This window comes from Burkholderia sp. 22PA0106 (assembly GCF_047497155.1).
GTDB lineage: Bacteria > Pseudomonadota > Gammaproteobacteria > Burkholderiales > Burkholderiaceae > Burkholderia.
The window spans coordinates 2180352-2197549 of record NZ_CP163163.1 but is presented as its reverse complement, the minus strand read 5'-3'; the positions used below and the strand labels follow the sequence as shown (position 1 = coordinate 2197549).

Annotated in this window: 14 protein-coding genes and 1 tRNA gene; 6 read left to right on the top strand and 9 right to left on the bottom strand. The window is 68.2% G+C overall.

The features are described from left to right. Positions 1 to 69: 69 nt before the first annotated feature. Positions 70 to 900 (bottom strand): SDR family oxidoreductase, encoded by an 831-nt coding sequence (locus AB4850_RS24455; RefSeq protein WP_414442075.1) that lies wholly within the window; start codon positions 898 to 900, stop codon positions 70 to 72. Positions 901 to 1009: 109 nt separating this feature from the next. Between AB4850_RS24455 and AB4850_RS24450 the strand changes: the two genes are divergently transcribed. After that, complete coding sequence (locus AB4850_RS24450) at positions 1010 to 1906, top strand: LysR family transcriptional regulator (protein ID WP_414442074.1); 897 nt, start codon at positions 1010 to 1012, stop codon at positions 1904 to 1906. 278 nt (positions 1907 to 2184) lie between these two features. Here AB4850_RS24450 and AB4850_RS24445 read toward each other — a convergent pair whose 3' ends face one another. The 3 genes from AB4850_RS24445 to mfd form a co-directional block, all read right to left on the bottom strand. Then, a complete protein-coding gene (locus AB4850_RS24445; RefSeq protein WP_414442073.1) occupies positions 2185 to 3207 on the bottom strand; it encodes a threonine/serine dehydratase in 1023 nt (340 codons plus the stop codon). A gap of 59 nt (positions 3208 to 3266) precedes the next feature. Beyond that, a complete protein-coding gene (argE, locus tag AB4850_RS24440) occupies positions 3267 to 4490 on the bottom strand; it encodes an acetylornithine deacetylase (protein ID WP_414442072.1) in 1224 nt (407 codons plus the stop codon). A gap of 177 nt (positions 4491 to 4667) precedes the next feature. Then, positions 4668 to 8138: a transcription-repair coupling factor gene (gene mfd, locus AB4850_RS24435; RefSeq protein WP_414442071.1), complete on the bottom strand. Its 3471-nt coding sequence runs from the start codon at positions 8136 to 8138 to the stop codon at positions 4668 to 4670. A gap of 112 nt (positions 8139 to 8250) precedes the next feature. On the opposite strand from mfd, the gene ispD reads away from it, so the two are divergent. Both ispD and ispF read left to right on the top strand, forming a co-directional pair. Then, positions 8251 to 8964, top strand: coding sequence for a 2-C-methyl-D-erythritol 4-phosphate cytidylyltransferase (ispD, locus tag AB4850_RS24430; protein ID WP_414442070.1), 714 nt, complete (start codon positions 8251 to 8253; stop codon positions 8962 to 8964). A 26-nt stretch (positions 8965 to 8990) separates the two neighbouring features. After that, positions 8991 to 9476: a 2-C-methyl-D-erythritol 2,4-cyclodiphosphate synthase gene (gene ispF, locus AB4850_RS24425; protein WP_414442069.1), complete on the top strand. Its 486-nt coding sequence runs from the start codon at positions 8991 to 8993 to the stop codon at positions 9474 to 9476. 81 nt (positions 9477 to 9557) lie between these two features. On the opposite strand, the gene AB4850_RS24420 is transcribed toward ispF, so the two are convergent. The 3 genes from AB4850_RS24420 to ompR form a co-directional block, all read right to left on the bottom strand. Continuing rightward, positions 9558 to 10079: a redoxin domain-containing protein gene (locus AB4850_RS24420; RefSeq protein ID WP_414442068.1), complete on the bottom strand. Its 522-nt coding sequence runs from the start codon at positions 10077 to 10079 to the stop codon at positions 9558 to 9560. Positions 10080 to 10240: 161 nt separating this feature from the next. Then, positions 10241 to 11605: an ATP-binding protein gene (locus AB4850_RS24415; protein ID WP_414442067.1), complete on the bottom strand. Its 1365-nt coding sequence runs from the start codon at positions 11603 to 11605 to the stop codon at positions 10241 to 10243. 72 nt (positions 11606 to 11677) lie between these two features. Further along, positions 11678 to 12412: a two-component system response regulator OmpR gene (ompR, locus tag AB4850_RS24410; RefSeq protein WP_015875381.1), complete on the bottom strand. Its 735-nt coding sequence runs from the start codon at positions 12410 to 12412 to the stop codon at positions 11678 to 11680. Positions 12413 to 12672: 260 nt separating this feature from the next. Between ompR and AB4850_RS24405 the strand changes: the two genes are divergently transcribed. The 3 genes from AB4850_RS24405 (at position 12673) to AB4850_RS24395 (ending at position 15952) form a co-directional block, all read left to right on the top strand. Then, positions 12673 to 12969: a hypothetical protein gene (locus AB4850_RS24405; protein ID WP_414445602.1), complete on the top strand. Its 297-nt coding sequence runs from the start codon at positions 12673 to 12675 to the stop codon at positions 12967 to 12969. 282 nt (positions 12970 to 13251) lie between these two features. Continuing rightward, positions 13252 to 14673 (top strand): DUF1800 domain-containing protein, encoded by a 1422-nt coding sequence (locus tag AB4850_RS24400; RefSeq protein WP_414445601.1) that lies wholly within the window; start codon positions 13252 to 13254, stop codon positions 14671 to 14673. 28 nt (positions 14674 to 14701) lie between these two features. Further along, positions 14702 to 15952, top strand: a complete 1251-nt coding sequence (locus AB4850_RS24395) for a DUF1501 domain-containing protein (protein ID WP_414442066.1) — start codon at positions 14702 to 14704, stop codon at positions 15950 to 15952. A 12-nt stretch (positions 15953 to 15964) separates the two neighbouring features. On the opposite strand, the gene AB4850_RS24390 is transcribed toward AB4850_RS24395, so the two are convergent. Both AB4850_RS24390 and AB4850_RS24385 read right to left on the bottom strand, forming a co-directional pair. Further along, positions 15965 to 16849: a squalene/phytoene synthase family protein gene (locus tag AB4850_RS24390; RefSeq protein ID WP_414442065.1), complete on the bottom strand. Its 885-nt coding sequence runs from the start codon at positions 16847 to 16849 to the stop codon at positions 15965 to 15967. 183 nt (positions 16850 to 17032) lie between these two features. Then, positions 17033 to 17119: transfer RNA gene (locus AB4850_RS24385), tRNA-Leu, on the bottom strand. Positions 17120 to 17198: the final 79 nt, after the last annotated feature.

Here is a 17198-nt window from a genome sequence, read left to right as displayed (position 1 = left end):
AGCTGACGAAGAACGTCGCGGTGCCGCTGGCCGCGACGTTCTTGCGTTTACGGCTCGGAGGCGAGTGTTTCAGCCCACCGGCATGACCGATAACGCCACTTCGCGCTGCGATTCGAGCAGGTCCAGCCGCTGCCGCAGCGCAGCCGACACCGAGCGGTAGGTCGAGCTGCCGAGCGCGAGCCGCAGCGGCGGCTCGGGCGCATCGATGACGGGCAGCATCGCGTCGACGGTGCGCTCGGCGTCGCCGTATTCGTTGAACGCGCCGCTCGCGATCGCGCGGCGGATTTCGCCGGCCGGTGTGGCGTCGTAGCACGGCATCGGCTCGGTGCGATCGAGGCTCGCGCCGAACTGCGTGCGCGTCGGCCCGGGCTCGACGATCAGCACGTCGATGCCGAACGGCTCGACCTCCTGCGCGACCGATTCGAGAAAGCCCTCGATGCCCCACTTGGTCGCGTGATAGAGGCTGAAGCCGGGGTAGGCGATCTGGCCGCCTTCGGACGAGACCTGCACGATCCGGCCGCCGCCCTGTCGCCGCAGATGCGGCAGCACCGCGCGCACGAGCTGGATCGAGCCGGTCAGGTTGGTGGCGATCTGGCGGTCGATCTGCGCGTCGCTCGCTTCCTCGGCCGCGCCGAACAGGCCATAGGCGGCGTTGCTGACCACCACGTCGATCCGCCCGAACGCCGCGAACGCGCGATCGACGGCGGCGCGCAGCGCGGGCGTGTCGGTCACGTCGGCACGCAGCGTCAGCAGGCGCTCGCCGTACTGCGCCTGCAAGGCGTCGAGCGCGCCGTCGCGGCGCACGGTGGCCGCGACGCGATCGCCGCGTTGCAGCGCCTTCTCGGTCAGCAACCTGCCGAGCCCGGCCGAGGTGCCGGTGATGAGCCAGGTTTTCTGCATGACGTTCTCCTTCGATAGGGGATGGGGATGAGATACGCCCATCCTAGAGAGCGCGGATTGGTTCGGGAATCCCCTGGATCTTGCATGTGTCGGTGAGTAATATCGACCAATGAAATCGCCATCGATCACCGATCTGCACGCCTTCATCGCGGTCGCCACGCATCGCAGCTTCCGGCGCGCGGCCGATGCGCTGGGTGTCTCGCACTCAGCGCTCAGTCACGCGATGCGCGCGCTGGAGCGTCAACTCGGCGTGCGGCTGCTGAACCGCACCACGCGCAGCGTGTCGCCCACGCAGGAGGGCGAGCGCCTGCTCGCGCGGCTCGCGCCGGTGCTCGGCGAGTTGTCGGCCGTGCTCGACGATGCCGCCGCCGCGAGCGGCCGGCCGGGCGGCACGGTGCGCATCAACGGCAGCGAGGGGGCGATTCGCGTGCTGTTGGCGCGCGTCGTGCCGGTGTTCCAGCACCGCTATCCGCAAGTCGAGCTCGATCTGGTGGCGCAGGGGCAATTGGTCGACATCGTCGAGCAGGGCTTCGACGCCGGCATCCGGCTGGGCGAAGCGGTGCCGAAGGACATGGTGGCGGTGCGGCTCGCGCCGGACCTGCGCTTCGTGGCGGTGGCCGCGCCCGCGTATCTGGATGGCGCGCCGGCGCTGCGCACGCCCGACGATCTGCTCGCGCATCGCTGCATCCGGCAGCGGTTGCCGAGCGGCAGGCGCTATCGCTGGGAATTCCGTAGGCACGATCAGGAGCTGGCGATCGACGTGCCCGGCACGCTGACGCTCGATCACAATCCGCTGATGGTGGAGGCCGCCGCCGACGGGCTCGGCATCGCCTATGTGCCGGAGATGTATGCCGAGCCGGGGCTCGCATCGGGGCGGCTGCGCACGGTGCTGGAGGACTGGTGCCCGCCGGTCCCGGGCCTGTTTCTGTACTTCCCGGCCAACCGGCATATGCCGCCGGGGCTGCGTGCGCTGGTCGACCTGATCAAGTCGCTCGACTCGGCCTGAGGCCCGCGCCGGGTTGTCCACAGTTTGTGTTGAGATCCTTGTTGATAACTGTCGGGCAGACGGCGCAAACCGTTGAGCGCGTTCGGTTTTTTGTCGACGGCCGCGCTTTGGGCAGCGCGGGTGCGAAAACGGGCAGCGCGGCGTGCGCGCCCGTCGGGCGACCGATTCGGGTCAGCGCCACGAATGTCCGCCCAATCAAGCACTTGCCTCGCTTGTCAGGCGCTTGTCCACAGGCTACTCAACACAATCTGGGGATATGTCGGGGCCGGCGCGGCCGGTCACGCGCGGCGTGCGGCCAGGTGCGCGGCGAAGCGCGCCGCGTCTATGTTGGAGCCGGCCAGCAACACGCCCACGCGCTTGCCCTGCAGGGTTTCGCGCAACGGCCCGAGCAAGGCCGCGATCGGCGCCGCGCAGGCCGGCTCGGCCACCGTCTTCAATTGCGTGAACAGATAGTGCATGGCGGTGCGCAATGCGTCGTCGTCCACCGTCACGAGCCGCTCGAGATGGCGGCGGCACAGCTCGTAGTCGTATTCCTCGGTGTGCGTGAGCGCGAGCGCATCGGCGATGGTGTGGACCTCGCTGACCTCCACGGGCCGGTTGGCCGCGAAGCTGCGGCGCATCACATCGGCGCCGGCCGGTTCCACGCCATACACGCGAACCTGCGGATTGGCGAGCCGCAGCGCGGTCGACACGCCGGCCGCGAGGCCGCCGCCGCCCACCGGCACGATCACGGCGTCGAGGTCGGGTGCCTGGGTGGCCCATTCGTAGCCGAGCGTGGCCGTGCCGAGGATGGTGCGATAGCCGTTGAACGCATGCACGAAATGGCGGCCTTCCTCGGTCTCGATGCGCCGCACGCGCTCGAACGCATCGGCGCGGTCGGCGGCCATGACGATTTCGGCGCCGTACTGGCGGCACAGCGCGCGATGCGCGCCGCAGGCGCTGTCGAGCATCACCACCTTGGCGCCGATGCCCAGCCGCATCGCCGCATAGGCCACCGCCGCCGCGTGATTGCCCGACGACACGCAGGTCACGCCGAGGCGCCGCTGCCGCTCGCCGAGCGAGAGCAGGTTGGCGAACGCGCTGCGCACCTTGAAGCTGCCGCTGGCCTGCAGCAGCTCGAACTTCAGGTTGACGTGGGTGGCTTCGAGATCGGGCAGGTCGGCGCGCTCGAACACCGGCGTGCGCGACACCCACGGCGTCAGTGCGAAGTGTTCGGCGGCGATGTCGTCGAGCGTGGGAACCGGCTTGCCGTTGATGGCGGGCTGGGCGGCGGGGGCGGGCGGAGGAGCGAGAGTCGACATGGCGGCGGGGGGCGCGGCCCCCGCCGCGAACGGCGGGCGCCGCGGCAGGTTATCGGGAGTCAGGCCAGCGTCATGCTGTGGATGAACTTGCGCAGGAACTGGTCGCAGGCATCGAGCTGGGCCAGCTCGACATATTCGTTCGGCTTGTGCGCCTGCTCGATGTTGCCGGGGCCGCACACGATGCTCGGGATGCCCGCATTGGCGAACAGCCCGGCCTCGGTGCCGTAGGCGACCTTGCGTTGCGAGCGGTCGGCCGTCAGCGCGCGCACCAGTTGCGTGATGGCGGCTTGCTCGTCGGCGTCGAGGCCCGGCGCGGCGGCGATCCGCGAAATCTCGATGGCCGCGTCGGGATGCTCGCGGCGCATTTTCGGCAGCAGCGTGTCGCGTGCGTAGGTGTCGATCTTCGCGAAGATCGCGTCGGGGTCGAGCGTCGGCAGGTTGCGGAATTCGAACGAGAAGCGGCACTCGGCCGGCACCGTGTTGATCGCGTTGCCGCCTTCGATCAGGCTGGTTTGCGCGGTGGTGAACGGCACGTCGTAAAGCTCGTCGAACGGGCCGTTGGCGCGGAATTCGTCGGCGATGTCGCGGATATGGCAGATCAGGCGCGCCGCGTATTCGATCGCATTGAGCCCCTTCGGCGTCAGCGAGGAATGCGCCGCGTGGCCACGCACGCAGCAGCGATAGGTGTTGATGCCCTTGTGGGCGATGATCGGGCGCATGCTGGTCGGCTCGCCGACGATGCAGCCGCTCGGATGCAGCCCGCGCTCCTTCAGGTCGGCGAGCAGCAGCGGCGCGCCGGCACAGCCGATTTCCTCGTCGTAGGACAGCGCGAAATGGATCGGCTTGACGAGCCGCGCCGATTGCATCTTGGGCACCAGCGCGAGCGCCGCGCCGATGAAGCCCTTCATGTCGCAGGTGCCGCGCCCGTAGAGGCGGCCGTCGCGGATCTGCGGCGCGAACGGATCGCTGTCCCAGTTCTGGCCGTCGACCGGCACCACATCGGTGTGGCCCGACAGCACCACGCCGCCGTCGGTCGCGCCGTCGTGCGCGGGGATCGTCGCGAATAAATTGGCCCAGCCTTCGCGCTTGTCGTACGTCAGCTCGGAGCGGATGCCGCGTTCGGCCAGCGCGTCGCGCACGGTTTCGATCAGGCCGAGGTTCGGCACGCGGCTGGTGGTGTCCATCGCCACCAGGCGGTTGATCCAATCGAGGCTGGCGGGGGAGGTGGCGGAAGCAGAGGCGGAGGAAGCGGGCGGGGTAGTGGCGTCGACGGCGGAACGCATGGTGAAACTCCGGATGGCAATACGAAAATCATACTCAAAAACAAGGCGGCCCGCGCTCGCGGGCCGCCTTGCAATGCAGCATGAAGAACATGGGGCTTCCGCTCGGCCGGGGCAGATCCGGCCCGGGCAGCGCAATCCGCAGCGTTGGCGGCGATGCCCGCGCTGCGGCAGCCGCGCTCAGCGCGCCGGCACCTTCTTGCCGCCGCTGGGCTGGCCGAGCGCGCGCAGCGTTTCCTTGACGGTCGACACGCGGATCGCCGGGTCGGGCGTGCGCGTTTCGATGCGCAGCTTGTCCTGGCCGGCGAGCTTCACGTGACGATGCTTCTGCACCATCTCGATGATGCGCATCGGATCGATGGGCGGATCGGGCACGAACTGCAGGCCGATCGCCACCTCGCTCGCATCGATCTTGCTGATGCCGAGCGGCCGGGCCAGCAGCCGCAGCCGGTGCGTCTCGACCAGCGCGGTGGCCTGCGGCGGCAGCTTGCCGAAGCGATCGACCAGTTCCTCGTGGATCGCATCGATCGATTCGCCTTCCTCGCAGTTGGCGAGGCGCTTGTACAAGGACAGCCGCTCCTGCACGTCGGCGCAGTAATCGGCCGGCAGGATCGCCGGCGTGTGCAGGTTGATCTCGGTGGTGGCGGCCAGCGGTGCGAGCAAGTCCGGCTCGCGGCCGTTCTTGAGCGCCTTCACGGCATCGTTGAGCATGTCCGTGTAGAGCTGGAAGCCGATCTCGTGGATCTCGCCCGATTGCTTGTCGCCGAGCACTTCGCCGGTGCCGCGGATCTCCAGGTCGTGCATCGCCAGATAGAAGCCCGAGCCGAGCTCCTCCATCTGCTGGATCGCTTCGAGCCGCCGCTGCGCCTGCTTGGTCAGCGACTGCGGATCGTGCACCAGCAGGTACGCATAGGCCTGGTGGTGCGAACGGCCCACGCGGCCGCGCAACTGGTGCAACTGCGCCAGCCCGAACTTGTCGGCGCGATGCATGATGATCGTGTTCGCGCTCGGCACGTCGATGCCGGTTTCGATGATGGTCGTGCAGAGCAGCACGTTGCTGCGCAGGCCCACGAAATCGCGCATCACGCGTTCCAGCTCGCGCTCGTGCATCTGGCCGTGCGCGATCGCGATGCGCGCTTCCGGCACCAGCGCTTCCAGCATCGCCCGGCGGTTCTCGATGGTTTCGACCTCGTTGTGCAGGAAGTACACCTGCCCGCCGCGCTTCAGTTCGCGCAGCATCGCCTCGCGGATCACGCTGTCGTCCTCGCGCCGCACGAAGGTCTTGATCGCGAGCCGCTTCTGCGGCGCGGTAGCGATCACCGAGAAATCGCGCAGGCCTTCGAGCGCCATGCCGAGCGTGCGTGGAATGGGCGTGGCGGTCAGCGTCAGCACGTCGACCTCGGCGCGCAGCGCCTTCAGCGCTTCCTTCTGGCGCACGCCGAAGCGGTGTTCCTCGTCGATGATGACCAGCCCGAGCCGCTTGAACTGCACATCCGAGGACAGCAGCTTGTGCGTGCCGATCACGATATCGACGCTGCCTTCGTTGATCTGCTGGATCGCCGCCGAGATTTCCTTGGTCGACTTGAAACGCGACAGTTCGGCCACGCGCACGGGCCAGTCGGCGAAACGGTCGATGAAGGTTTGCGTATGCTGTTCGGCCAGCAGCGTGGTGGGCGACAGCAGCGCGACCTGCTTGCCGCCGAGCACGGCGATGAACGCCGCGCGCAGCGCCACCTCGGTCTTGCCGAAGCCCACATCGCCGCACACCAGGCGATCCATCGGCTTGCCGCTCGTCATGTCGCCGATCACGGCGGCGATCGCGGCGGCCTGGTCGGGCGTTTCCTCGAAGCCGAAGCTCTCGGCGAACTTCACGTAGTCGCGCGGATCGAGCGCGAACGCATGGCCCTCGCGCGCGGCGCGGCGTGCGTACAGGTTCAGCAGCTCGGCGGCGGTGTCGCGGATCTGTTGCGCCGCCTTGCGCTTGGCGCGCTCCCACTGGCCCGAGCCGAGCGCGTGCAGCGGCGCGCTGTCGGGGTCGGCGCCGCTGTAGCGCGAGATCACGTGCAGTTGCGACACCGGCACGTAGAGCTTGCTTTCGCCCGCGTATTCGAGATGCAGGAATTCGGTGTCGCCCTCGCCGAGATCCATCGACACCAGCCCCATGTAGCGGCCGATGCCATGCTGCGTGTGCACCACCGGGTCGCCCACCTTCAGCTCCGACAGGTCGCGCACCATCGCGTCGACGTTGCTGGCCTGCTCCTGGCGGCGGCGCCCGGTGCGGCGGCCGGTGACGCCGTACAGTTCGGTTTCGGTGACGATCGCGTAGCCTTCGCCGGGCACCGCGAAGCCGCTCGAGAGCGGCGCGACGCCGAGCGCGAAACGCTCGTCGCTTTCGAGCCAGGCGCCGAAGCTGTCGTTGCCGGCCGGGCGCAGGCCGTTCTCGGCCAGCAGTTGCGCGATGGTTTCGCGGCGGCCGGCCGAGTCGACCGTAAACAGCACGCGGTTCGGCGTGGTATCGAGGTAGCGGCGCAGCGTGGCGACCGGATCGTCGGCCTGCCGTTCGAGCGCGAGCGGCGGCAGCGCCGTGGCCCAGCCGCCGGCCGGCTGCGCGGGCAGCACGAGGCGCGCGAACGGCTTGGCGAGCGTGTAGAAATCCTCGTCGCTGAGGAACAGGCGCAGCGGTTCGAGAATCGGCCGCTCGCGATCGTGCGACAGGAACGTGTAGCGCTGCCGGGTGTCGGCCGTGAAGCGGCGGATCGCGTTGTCGAGATCGCCGGTGAACACCAGATGCGCGTTGTGCGGCAGATAGTGGAACAGCGTGGCCGTTTCGTCGAAGAACAGCGGCAGGTAGTATTCGATGCCGGCCGACGGCACGCCGTTGCCGATGTCGCGGTAGATCGTGGCGCGGCTCGGATCGCCCTCGAAGGTTTCGCGCCAGCGGCTGCGGAACGCGGTGCGCGCGGCGTCGTCGAACGGGAATTCGCGGCCCGGCAGCATGCGCACGTCGCGCACCGGGTACAGGCTGCGCTGCGTGTCCGGATCGAACGCGCGGATCGAATCGACCTGATCGTCGAACAGGTCGAGCCGGTAGGGCAGCGGCGAGCCCATCGGGAACAGGTCGATCAGCGAGCCGCGCACGCAGTATTCGCCCGGGCGCACCACCTGGCTCACGTGCTCGTAGCCGGCCAGCGTCAGCTGCGCCTTGAGCCTGGCCTCGTCGAGCCGCTCGCCCTGCTTGAACGCGAACGTGTAGGCGGCCAGGAACGAGGCCGGCGGCATGCGGTACAGCGCCGTGGTGGCCGGCACCAGCAGGATGTCGCAACGCCCCTCGCCGAGATCGTGCAGCGTGGCGAGCCGTTCCGAGACCAGATCCTGGTGCGGCGAAAACGTATCGTAAGGCAGGGTTTCCCAGTCGGGCAGCAGCCGCACGCGTGCGTCGGGCGCGAAGTACGCCAGCTCCAGCGAGAGCCGCTGCGCGTCCGTCGCGTTCGCGCAGACCACCGCGAGCAACGGCACCTGCGCCTTGTGGGCGGCGAGATAGCGGGCGATGACGAGGCCATCGGCGGAGCCGAGCGCGCCGTCGAAGGCGAAGCGCTGGCCCGGTTTCACGAGTGCGACGGGGGACGACGGAGTGCTGGCGTTTTCTGGCATGGACGAGGCTGGAATGGCGAGCGCCGGGGCGCCGCGAGCGGCACGACGGTCGAGTCGAAAGACCTATTATAAAATCCTGCCTTCGATTTCCCTATTACCGGCGTTCGCTCACGTGACTCCCCGACTTTTTGCCCTGATTCCCTGTGCCGGCACCGGCAGCCGTTCCGGCTCGGCGCTGCCCAAGCAGTACCGCACGCTGGCCGGTCGGGTGCTGCTGCACTACACGCTGGCCGCCTTCGACGCGCTCAGCGAATTCTCGCAAACGCTGGTGGTGATTTCGCCGGACGACACGCATTTCGACGCGCGCCGCTTCGCCGGCCTACGCTTCGCGGTCGGCCGTTGCGGCGGCGCATCGCGCCAGGCGTCGGTGCTGAACGGCCTGCTCCAGCTCTGCGCGGAATTCGGCGCGACCGATGCCGATTGGGTGCTGGTGCATGACGCCGCGCGCCCCGGCATCACGCCCGCGCTGATTCGCACGCTGATCACCACGCTGAAGGACGACCCGGTAGGCGGCATCGTCGCGCTGCCGGTGGCCGATACGCTCAAGCGCGTGCCGGCCGGTGGCGACGAGATCGCCCGCACCGAATCGCGCGACGGGCTCTGGCAGGCGCAAACGCCGCAGATGTTCCGTATCGGCATGCTGCGCGACGCGATCCTCGCCGCGCAACACGATGGCCACGACCTGACCGACGAGGCCAGCGCGATCGAATGGGCCGGCCACGCGCCGCGCGTGGTGCAGGGCAATCTGCGCAACTTCAAGGTCACGTACCCCGAGGATTTCGACCTGGCCGAGGCATTCCTGTCCCGGCCGTCGAACGCCTCCTGATCCACTCAACCAGGAACCGACCCAGCATGGATTTCAGAATCGGACAAGGCTACGACGTACACCAACTGGTTCCCGGCCGGCCGCTCATCATCGGCGGTGTGACGATCCCCTACGAGCGCGGCCTGCTCGGCCACTCGGACGCCGACGTGCTGCTGCACGCGTTGACCGACGCGCTGTTCGGCGCGGCCGCGCTTGGCGACATCGGCCGTCATTTCTCGGACACCGATGCGCAGTTCAAGGGCGCCGACAGCCGCGTGCTGCTGCGCGAATGCGTGAAGCGCGTGACGGCCGCGGGCTTCACGATCCGCAACGTCGATACCACCGTGATCGCGCAGGCGCCGAAGCTCGCGCCGCACATCGACGCGATGCGCGCCAACATCGCCGACGATCTCGGCCTGCCGCTCGACCGCGTCAACGTCAAGGCGAAGACCAACGAGAAGCTCGGCTATCTGGGCCGCGGCGAAGGGATCGAGGCACAGGCGGCCGCGCTGCTGGTGCGCGAAGGCGCCTGAGTTTAGGTATCCGGCGTCAGCCGGTCGATGTCGACAACGCCCCGCCTCGCGCGGGGCGTTGTCGTTTTCGCGCGCCGGCCGCTATCGTGCCGCCTGCGCCGCGTCCTGCAATGCAGTGAGCACGCGCAGGATCTCCTGCGGCCGGCAGCCGGCTTCGAGCCGGCCGGCCGAGACGTGCTGGATGGTGTTGTCGGCGTCGACGATGAACGTGGCGAGCAGCGCGGCGCCGGTGTCGCGGTCGCGCACGCCGAGCTGGTCGATCAGCTCGCCCTTCACGTCGCCGAACGCATGATGGTTGAGCCGCTCGAGTGCGGCATTCTCGCGCCGCCAGGCGAGCTTGACGCATTCGTTGTCGGCGCTGCCGCCAAGCAGCACCGCGCCGCGTTCGGCGAACGCCGGCTGCAGCCGCGCGAAGCCGGCGATCTGGTCGGCGCAGGCGGGGTCGAAATCGCGTGGATAGAAATAGATCACCTTCCAGTGATCGGGGAACGAGGCCTGCGTGATGGTTTCGTACGCCGAATGGCCGTTTTCCTCGGGCAGCAGGAAGCCGGGGCGGGCGGTCATCACGGTGAATGCTTCGAGCGTGTCGCCGACGGTTTTCATGCACGGGCTCCTTGCGGTGCGTGAGTGTCACGCATCGACTATAGGTCTATCGCGAGTGCGTTCCAGTAGAAATTGGCTATTGATGTGCGTGCGATGCGAGCAGCGGGCCAATCATGGCCGCTGCCTGCGAAATGACGGAAACGGAGGAAATGGAGCGCGGTTCAGGCTGCCGTGCGGGCGGCCTTGCCGGTCGGGAAGTCGAGCGACACCTCGAGGCCCGGCTCGGGCGCGCGGTTGCGCAGCTTCAGCGTGCCGCGATAGCGGCCGACGATGCGCAGCACGATCGCCATGCCGAGGCCGGTGCCGTCCGCCTTGCTGCGCGCCGCGTCGACGCGATAGAACGGGCGCATCACGAGCGGCAATTGATCGTCGGGGATGCCGGGGCCTTCGTCGCGCACGATCAGCTCGACGCGAGTGGGCGAGCTGCGCGTTTCGACGACGATCCGCGCGATGCCGTCGTTGGCGCTCAGGCCGTACTTGCGCGCGTTCTCGACCAGGTTGCCGACCACGCGCCGCATGTCGGTTTCGTCGGCCTCGACCACGGCGGCCGGTGCCAGCTTCATGGTGATCTGCACGCCGTCCTCGTTGGCGAGGCGCGCGGCCACGTCGTGCGCGATCATCGACAGATCCACCGGTTCGAGCGCGCGTTGCGGCGTGGGCCGCGCGTAATCGATGAAGGCCGCGATGATGCGGTCCATCTGCTCGATGTCGTCGACCATCGCATCCTTGGTGGCCTGATCCGACGGGCTCATCTCGGTTTCGAGCCGCAGCCGCGCGAGCGGCGTGCGCAGGTCGTGCGAGATGCCGGCCAGCATCAGCGCGCGATCGGCGTCGAGCTGTTCGAGGTCGCGCACCATCTGGTTGAAGCTGCGGTTGGTGTCGGCGGCCACGCCCATGCCGCGCTCGGGCAGCGGCTCGGGCATCTGCCCCGCGCCCACCTTGCGCGCGGCAAGCGCGAGCCGCGAGAACGGCTGGTTCACGAGGCTCGTGATGAACGCCGAGCCGAGCAGCGAGAGCGCCAGCGCGAACAGGCCCCACCCGGCCCATTGCAGGCCCGTGACGGTGTCGAGCTGGTCGCGGTCGAGCGCGACCCAGTAATCGTCGTCGTCGATCTTGAAGCTGATCCACACGCCGGGAATCTCGTTGACCGATTGCGCGATCACGGTGTCGTCGCCGAGCCGGCTGCGGATGTCGTGCTCGATCAGGCGATTCAGCGATTCGTCGGGCTGGAGCTTGAATTTGTCGGATGTTTCGCGCGGGTAGACGCGCACGCCCTCGTTGCTCTCGAGATCCTGCAGCAGCGCGCGGCGCAGGTCGGGATCGGAATAGAGCAGGGCGGTGCGCGTGAGCTTGACGACCGCGACGAGCTGCAAGGCCACGCGCTGCGCGCGCGGCTCGCGCTCGATCACGCGAAAGCTCTGAAACCACGCGGCGAGGCTGACCGCGATCAGCAGGGCGATCAGCAGGAAGGTGCGCCAGAACAACCCGCCGAAAACGAGCGTCAGAAGGCGCCGGTCAATACGCATAGGGCGGACTGTCTAGGCTGGCGTGGCGTGGAAGGCCGGCGCGCGCGAACGCGCGCCGAGCAGGTCGGGCGATCAGGCCGCGCCGTCGGGGATGAAAACGTAGCCGAGGCCCCAGACGGTCTGGATGAAACGCGGGCTGCCCGGATCGGGTTCGATCAGCTTGCGCAGGCGCGAGATCTGCACGTCGAGGCTGCGGTCGAATACTTCATATTCGCGGCCGCGGGCCAGTTCCATGAGTTTCTCGCGCGACAGCGGCTGGCGCGGATGACGCGCGAACACTTTCAGCACCGAGAATTCGCCGGTGGTCAGCGGAATCTCCTGGCCGGATTTGGTCAGCGTGCGCGTGGCGAGATTCAGCGAGAACTCGCCGAATTCGAATACCTCGGTGGTTTCCGACGGCGCGCCCGGCAATTCGGCCGGCGCCTGGCGACGCAATACCGCGTGAATCCGCGCCACCAGCTCGCGCGGATTGAACGGCTTCGGCAGGTAATCGTCGGCACCCATTTCGAGGCCGACGATGCGATCGACGTCCTCGCCCTTCGCCGTCAGCATGATGATCGGCGTGCGGTCGTTGCTGCCGCGCAGGCGGCGACAGATCGACAGGCCGTCTTCACCGGGCAGCATCAGGTCGAGCACGAGCAGATCGAAACGTTCGCGGACCCAAAGCTTGTTCATGGCCGTCGCATTTTCGGCGACATACACGTTGAAGCCTTGTTCGCCGAGATAACGACGCAGCAAATCGCGCAAGCGGGGATCGTCGTCGACGACGAGGATTTTCGAGGGGTTTTTCGTTTCCATGGGCGGCATCTTATCGCGATTACGGAGGTGCGCACGGGCGCGGGATTTTACGAGTAACAGTCGGTTACAAAATTTACCCGTGCTGCGATGCTGAGTAAAGACAGTCGTTAGACACTCCTTTACTTGGCGCGGAAATTCAGTGGATACTCCACCCACTCGATATTTCGTAGTTCGTTTGCCCGATATTCGCCGGGTTTGTTCAAGTACCAGAGGTTAAACGGTTGCCGCGTGACGAAGGGAACAAATCGACCACAGAAGCGAGCACAGTGATGCGATCTCACCGGATTGCATGCGCACTGACGATCGTGTTTGCCGGTCTCTTTGCATCGAACTTCGCTTGCGCGCAGCGCCAGGAGCGGGGCGGGCCGTTGCAGAAGGTGTCGCGCGGCCGCGCCGCGCCGCAACCGGCGCGTGATCAATTCGATCGTTTCGACGAGTCGTCAGGCCGTTCCGCCGTGTCCCCCGATCTCGACCAGCGCCGCCGCGACGGGCACATGACGCCCGAGGAACGCCACCTGCTGCGCCAGCATATCGAAGATGCCGTGCGCGAGCTCTACAAGCGCTAAGCACTGCGTTTCATTCTCCCCGATCCTGATGTCAGGACGTCGTGCGACGCACCGTTTGCGTGCGTGTGCATCGGCCTGCGCCACGTCAACGCCCTACCCGCGCCGTCCGTTTATCTGAAGTGATGCGCTTGCCGCGCCCGCTTGCCGTGGGTCGCCGGCCTGCGCGCAATCCAGGCCATCAGGGAGCGGCGTCGCATGCGTCGAATCGATACCGAAGTGTCTCGTCCGGGTACGCATGGCGCCCATGGCGTCACCCGTGCTGCGGCCACCTGGCCGCCTTCGATGCAGGCGCTGCTCGACGCCGACGATGTTCGTTTCCTGCTGACGCGCACGGGTTTTGCTGCCTCGCCCGACGAGGTCGCGCGCCATGTCGGCACGACCCGCGCGGTGGCCGTCGATGCGTTGCTCGATGGCGCCCGCCACGACACGTTCACGGCGATGCCGACCTGGACCGACGAACCGCTGCCGCCGCGCGCCGTGCGCAACGCCTGGACGCCCGATCAGCGGCGCGACGACCAACGTCTGCAATCGCAACGCTACGACGCATTGCGCGCCTGGTGGCTCGACGCGATGCTGAGCACGCCTTCGCCGCTGGCCGAACGCATGACGCTGTTCTGGCATCGGCATTTCACCTCGGGGCAGGACAAGTCGCCGTATGCGCGCACCATGGCGATGCAGCACCGCCTGCTGCGCAGCGAGGCGCTCGGCAATTTCGGCACGATGCTGCACGCCGTGGCGAAGGACCCGGCGATGCTGCAATACCTCGACGGCGCGAGCAATCGCAAGGGCCGGCCCAACGAGAATTTCGCGCGCGAGGTGATGGAGTTGTTCACGCTCGGCGAAGGGCACTATACACAGCACGACGTGACCGAGGCGGCGCGCGCGCTGACCGGTTGGGGCCTCGATCCCGATACGATCGAAACGGTTTGGCATCCGAACCTTCACGACGACGGCATGAAGACCGTGCTCGGGCAGAGCGGCCGGCTCGACACCGACGGCGTGCTCGACATCCTGCTCGCGCAGCCCGAAACGGCGCGCTTCGTGTGCGCGAAGCTGTGGCGCGAGTTCGTTTCCGATACGCCCGATCCCGTCGAACTGGATGCGATCGCCGCGCGCTTTCGCGACAGCGGCTACGAGATCCGCGCGGCGCTCGTGGCGCTGCTGTCGAGCGACGCGTTCTGGAGCGATCGCGTGCGCGGCGTGCATGTGAAATCGCCGGTGGAGTTCGTGGTCGGCAACGTGCGGTTGTTCGCGATCAATTACGGCGATGCGGCGCAATTCGTGCCGGTCGTGCGCGGCCTCGGCGAGAACCTGTTCGCGCCGCCGAACGTCAAGGGCTGGCCGGGCGGTGCGATGTGGATCAATAGTGCGACGCTGCTCGCGCGCAAGCAGTTCGTCGAGCGCATGTTCCGGTCGACCACCGCGTCGGGCAAATCGGCGAAGGCAGTGCGGCCCGCGGCAGCCTCCGCAATGCAGACCGCCGCGATGGCGCAGCCTCCGCGTGGCGCGGCGATGCGCTTCGATCTCGACGACTGGCTCGCGCGGTTCGGGGCGGCGCCGCAGGGCAAACCGTCGGTGTCGGTCGAATTGCAATTGCAGCACGCGGTGCTGCCGCTGTCGCCGGTCGCGGCGATCGATGCCGGTGCGAGCGGCGCGGCGTATTTGCGTGCGCTGCTGATGGATCCGGTCTATCAACTGTGCTGAAGCCGGCAACGGCGACGAGGACGCAAGCATGAAACGACGCGATTTCCTGAGGCTGGCCGGCATGGCGGGCGCGGCCGGCGTGACGATCTGGACGCCGGGCGCGCAGGCGGCCGAGGCGCTGGCCGGCGCGAACCTTGCGAGCCCGGCGGGCACAGCGCACGAAGCCGGGCATTACCGGCGCCTGCTGATTCTCGTCGAACTGAAGGGCGGCAACGACGGGCTGAACATGCTGGTGCCCTATGCCGATCCGCTCTATCGCACGCTGCGCCCGACGCTCGCGCTGCGCCGCGAGACGCTGCTGCCGCTCGACGAACGCGCGGCGCTGCATCCGTCGCTCGCACCGTTGTTGCCGGCCTGGCAGGCGCACGAGCTGGCGGTGGTGCAGGGCGTCGGTTATCCGCAGCCGAATCTCTCGCATTTCCGCTCGATCGAGATCTGGGATACGGCCTCGCGCTCGGATGAATATCTCGGCGATGGCTGGCTGTCTCGCGCGTTCGCGCGCGCACCGGTGCCGCCGGGTTTCGCGGCCGACGGCGTGGTGTTCGGCAGCGCCGAGATGGGGCCGCTCGCGAACGGCGCGCGCGCGATCGTGCTCGTCAATCCGGCGCAGTTCATCGGCGCGGCGAAACTCGCGCATCCGGTGGCGCTGCGCGAGCAGAACCCGGCGCTCGCGCATCTGATCGACGTGGAGAACGACATCGTCAACGCGGCGGCGCGGCTGCGGCCGCGCGACGGCGCGTTCGCGTTCGGCACGGCATTTCCGGCCGGGCCGTTCGGCACCTCGGTGAAGACGGCGATGCAGGTGCTGGCCGCCTCCGAATCGCCGCAGCGGCAGCCGCTGGCGGGGCAGGGCGTGGCCGTGCTGCGGCTCACGCTGAACGGCTTTGACACGCATCAGAACCAGGCCGGCCAGCAGGCGGCGCTGTTCAAGCAATTGTCGGAAGGGCTGGCGGCGATGCGCTCGGCGCTCGTCGAGCTGGGGCGCTGGGACGACACGCTCGTGATGACCTATGCCGAGTTTGGCCGGCGCGTGCGCGAGAACCAGAGCGGCGGTACCGATCACGGCACGTCGGCGCCGCACTTCGTGATGGGTGGGCGGGTGCGCGGTGGCCTGTACGGCGAGACGCCGGCGCTCGCGCGACTCGACGGCAACGGCAACCTGGCGGTGGCGGTCGATTTCCGGCAACTGTATGCGACGGTGCTCGGGCCGTGGTGGGGGATCGATTCGTCTGCCGTGCTGCGCGGGCGTTTCGCGCCGCTGCCGTTGTTGCGCGCGTGAGCGGATGACTTGTCAGCGGCGGCGCGCGGCGCGCCACGCCACCCACAGCTTGCGGATCGGCGTCAGCGCGATGCGTTGATGCAGCACCTGATACTGTTCGCGATCGATTTCGTCGAGCGTCGCCAGCGCTAACGCACCGAGCGCGCGCAGCGTGCGCTGGGTGCGCCGCTCGGCAGCGGGAATCGCGTCGAGTGCTTCGTTCAGCGCCTTGCGTGCCCGCTCGGCCTGGAAAAACATCAGCTCGCTGAACGCCTGGCTGTAGCGTCGATGCATGAGGTCGGCCGCCGTCACCTCGTAGCGCTGCAATTCGTCGATCGGCAGATACACGCGGCCGTGGCGCGCGTCGTGCCCCACGTCCTCGACGATTTGCGCGAGCACCAGCGCGTTGCCGAGCGCGAACGCCCAGTCGGGCGTTGTCCCGGCACGATCGTCGGCGCCATCGCCGGCACTCGAACGGGCACTTGCGCCATCGCCCGCGCCCGCGCTGGCGCGCGCGACCAGCGCCGCGAACCCGCCGCCCACGCCGCCGATATAGCGGCGCAGGTTCGCAAAATCCAGATAGCGTGCCTGTTCGAGATCCATTGCGAAGCCGTCGGCGAGCGCCTGCCACGCCGCGCCGTCGGGCGCGAGCGTCGGCGCGTGATGGGCGATGGCCTGCGTGACCGGGTGCGAGGCGTGGCCTTGCGCGAGCGCGGCGAGTTCGTTGCGCCACCAGGCGAGCTTGGTATGGCCGATGGTCGGATCGCTGGTTTCGCGCGTGGTTTCGTCCAGCTCGCGGCGCAGCGCGAACAGCGCGGTCAGCGCGCCCTGTCGGGCGAACGGCGCCTGACGGAGCGCGTAATAGGCGCTGGAGCCGGCCGGTGCGGCCTTCTGCTGGCAGTATTCGTCGAAATTCACGGGCGGGGCAACGGATGGACGTAAGCGGGCGGCCGGACAGGGCGCAGGGGGATACCGCGCAGGGCCGGGCAAATGCGCGGCGATTCTAGCACCGACGCACCGGATCGCGGCATGGGCCCGCGGATCTGACAGCCGTGACACCTCGGGAACCGGAAAGGGGGCAACAGGGGGGCAATAGGGGGATGGTGCGTGAGGCCGGACTCGAACCGGCACACCCTTGCGGGCGTCAGGACCTAAACCTGGTGCGTCTACCAATTTCGCCACTCACGCACATCGATGATCGGGAACACCGCCGCGTAGCGGCTGGAGCGTCCCGCGAACACGCCGCCAATGTGGAATCGGACGGCCG

Excerpts from the sequence above, each read along its gene's own strand:
- AB4850_RS24455 (WP_414442075.1), bottom strand. The coding sequence starts at position 900 with ATGCAGAAAACCTGGCTCATCACCGGCACCTCGGCCGGGCTCGGCAGG.
- AB4850_RS24450 (WP_414442074.1), top strand. The coding sequence starts at position 1,010 with ATGAAATCGCCATCGATCACCGATCTGCACGCCTTCATCGCGGTCGCC.
- AB4850_RS24445 (WP_414442073.1), bottom strand. The coding sequence starts at position 3,207 with ATGTCGACTCTCGCTCCTCCGCCCGCCCCCGCCGCCCAGCCCGCCATC.
- argE (WP_414442072.1), bottom strand. The coding sequence starts at position 4,490 with ATGCGTTCCGCCGTCGACGCCACTACCCCGCCCGCTTCCTCCGCCTCT.
- mfd (WP_414442071.1), bottom strand. The coding sequence starts at position 8,138 with ATGCCAGAAAACGCCAGCACTCCGTCGTCCCCCGTCGCACTCGTGAAA.
- ispF (WP_414442069.1), top strand. The coding sequence starts at position 8,991 with ATGGATTTCAGAATCGGACAAGGCTACGACGTACACCAACTGGTTCCC.
- AB4850_RS24420 (WP_414442068.1), bottom strand. The coding sequence starts at position 10,079 with ATGAAAACCGTCGGCGACACGCTCGAAGCATTCACCGTGATGACCGCC.
- AB4850_RS24415 (WP_414442067.1), bottom strand. The coding sequence starts at position 11,605 with ATGCGTATTGACCGGCGCCTTCTGACGCTCGTTTTCGGCGGGTTGTTC.
- ompR (WP_015875381.1), bottom strand. The coding sequence starts at position 12,412 with ATGCCGCCCATGGAAACGAAAAACCCCTCGAAAATCCTCGTCGTCGAC.
- AB4850_RS24405 (WP_414445602.1), top strand. The coding sequence starts at position 12,673 with ATGCGATCTCACCGGATTGCATGCGCACTGACGATCGTGTTTGCCGGT.
- AB4850_RS24400 (WP_414445601.1), top strand. The coding sequence starts at position 13,252 with ATGCAGGCGCTGCTCGACGCCGACGATGTTCGTTTCCTGCTGACGCGC.
- AB4850_RS24395 (WP_414442066.1), top strand. The coding sequence starts at position 14,702 with ATGAAACGACGCGATTTCCTGAGGCTGGCCGGCATGGCGGGCGCGGCC.